This is a genomic window from Allobosea sp. CER48 (assembly GCF_044752385.1).
In the GTDB taxonomy this organism is placed as follows: Bacteria; Pseudomonadota; Alphaproteobacteria; order Rhizobiales; family Beijerinckiaceae; genus Allobosea.
In genome coordinates this window covers 1-2,398 of the sequence record NZ_JBIWYK010000458.1, presented here as the reverse complement: position 1 = coordinate 2,398, position 2,398 = coordinate 1, and the positions used below count along the sequence as shown (strand labels likewise).

2 protein-coding genes and 1 pseudogene are annotated in these 2,398 nt (G+C 70.9%); 2 read left to right on the top strand and 1 reads right to left on the bottom strand.

The window, feature by feature from the left end:
* Positions 1 to 40 precede the first annotated feature (40 nt).
* Both ACIPIA_RS14325 and ACIPIA_RS14320 read left to right on the top strand, forming a co-directional pair.
* Complete coding sequence (locus ACIPIA_RS14325) at positions 41 to 1,033, top strand: LysR family transcriptional regulator (RefSeq protein ID WP_400510517.1); 993 nt, start codon at positions 41 to 43, stop codon at positions 1,031 to 1,033.
* 78 nt (positions 1,034 to 1,111) lie between these two features.
* On the top strand, positions 1,112 to 1,720 hold the full coding sequence (locus tag ACIPIA_RS14320; protein WP_400510515.1) for a glutathione S-transferase family protein: 609 nt from the start codon (positions 1,112 to 1,114) through the stop codon (positions 1,718 to 1,720).
* Between the two features lie 10 nt (positions 1,721 to 1,730).
* On the opposite strand, the pseudogene ACIPIA_RS14315 reads toward ACIPIA_RS14320, so the two are convergent.
* A pseudogene (locus ACIPIA_RS14315) lies at positions 1,731 to 2,398 on the bottom strand (hypothetical protein); the annotation flags it as partial.

Sequence of the window (2,398 nt, the reverse complement as noted above, 5' to 3'; positions counted from 1 at the left end):
GCATAATCGGCACCAAGCTGTTGCAGACTGAGGAACACCCATGTCCGAGCTCGACGACATCCGAAGCTTCATCGCCGTGGTCGAGGCCGGCGGTTTCGGCCGGGCGGCGCAGAGCCTCGGCCTGGCGAAGTCGATCGTCAGCCGCCGCGTGAGCCGGCTCGAGGAGGAACTCGGCACCCGGCTGCTCAGCCGCACCACGCGGGGTGTCAGCGCCACCGAGGCCGGGCTGGAGTTCAAGACGCGCAGCGAGCGCATCCTCGCCGAGCTGGAGGAGGCGCGCGAAGCGGTGGCGCAGCAGGCGGGCGGGGTCGCAGGTCGGCTGCGGCTGTCCATGCCGCTCACCTTCGGCACCAGGCATGTCGCGCCGCTGCTGGGCGAGCTCGCCCAGAAATATCCGCGCCTCGAAATCGATGTGCAGGCGAGCGACCGCTATGTCGATCTGATCGGCGAGCGCTTCGATGCCGCGATCCGCATCGGCTCGCTGAAGGATTCGAGCCTGATCGCCCGCAAGCTGGCGCCGGTCCATGCCACGGTGATCGGCAGCCCGGACTATCTCGCGCGCCGCGGGCGCCCCGCGATACCCGCCGATCTCAACGATCATGACTGCCTGCTCTACAGCGGCACGAACGATCAGGACTGGGTCTTCCGCAGCGGGAAACGCTGGATCACGGCGCGGCCGCCGGGGCGGATGAGCTCCGACAATGGCGACACGCTGCTGTCCTGGGCGGCCGCGGGGCTGGGCCTTGCGGTGCTGCCGACCTTCATCGCCTCGGATGCGATCCGTTCCGGCGCGGTCGAGCCGATCCTGCTCGACTATCCCATGCCGACGCGCGCGCTCTATGTGGTGCGTCCGCCGGGAGCCTATGTTCCCGGCAAGGTCAGGGTGCTGATCGACCTCCTCGTCGAGCGCTTCGGCGGCACGCCCTATTGGGACCCCTGCCAGATGGAGGCGCATCAGCGCGGGCTGAGACTGGACGAGCCGCTGAGCGAACAGCTCACGCCGGCCAGGAAGGCCGAGCATAAAGCGGCGTGATCCCGCGCATCACGCGAATTCGCGTGGCTTCCGCCCGGTCTTTCGGCACTGTCGCGCGACTCTCGCCAGGAGGAAGCCATGCTGCTCGTCGGAATGCTCGATAGCCCCTATGTCCGCCGCGCCGCGATCACGGGTACGCTGCTGGAGGTGCCGTTCGAGCACCGCTCTGTCTCCGTGTTCCGGCACATGGAGGCGTTCCGGGCGATCAACCCGTTGATCAAGGCGCCGACGCTGGTCACCGACGACGGCATCGCGATCAGCGAGTCCCTGCTGATCATCCAGCATTTCGAGGACGTCGCCGGCCGCTCGCTGCGTCCGCTCGACGGCGTGGCGCGCCGGCGCGATCTCGCGCTCACCGGTATCGGCATCGTCGCGGCCGACAAGGCGGTCTCGATCGAATACGAGCGCAAGCGGCCCGAGGCACAGCGCTACGCCCCCTGGCAGGAACGGATCGTCAGCCAGCTGCACGTCGCGCTCGACCTGCTCGACACGGCGGCGAAGGAAGGCGAGCTGACGGCCGGGCCGGAACTGTTGCCCAGCGACATCGCCGCGGCCATCGCCTGGGGCTTCTGCCGGTTCGTGATCCCGGAATTCGTGTCGGAAGCGCGTTGGCCTGCGCTCGCGGAGCAGGCGCGGGCCTGCGAGGCGCTCGACGTCTTCAAGGCCTGGCCGATCGACCGCGAATAGCTGCCTGGGTTCAGTTCTGCACGAAGCTCGTCGGCAGCGGGCGCACCGCCGGGCCGCTGAAGGCGCCCGGCTTGGGAGCCCCCGGATCGGCATGGCTGAAGCCGAGCGCGGCGGCCGGGCTCGGCCCGGCGATCGGGGCGGATGATGGGCCTGCGGTGCGGGCGCGCGCCGTCGCCACATTGACCGGATTGCCGGTCGAGACGCCGGTGCGCGCGACCGTGGCGAAGAGTGACTTCAGACCGGAGCGATCCATCTCCTCCGGCTCTTCGGGCTCGGCCGCCACGGGCACCGAGCGCTGGCTCGCCTGGATGAAGCTTACGCCGCCTTCGCGCGGCCGGGCGGGCGGTAGCGCGGCGGTGACGAGCCGGCCTTCCGGCGCCGGGGCGGCCATTGGCTCGGGAGCGCCGGTCCCGCGCAGGGTGGCGACGGTGAGGGCGGCGTCGGCGAGCGCAGTCGGCCGGATCGGCGGCAACGGCGCATTGGCTGGAGTGCCGGCCATTGCGGCTGCCAGCGAAGCACCGCTTGCGGCGGCCATCTCGTCGGGCCGCCGTGGCGGCAGGGAGGCGAGGATGAGGCGCTGCTCGGGCCCCGGCCCGGTTTGCGCGAAGGCCAGCGCGCCGCCGGCCGAGGGTAGGGCTGCGATCTGCACGGGCTCGTCGGCGGGCGCGGAGAGCCCGC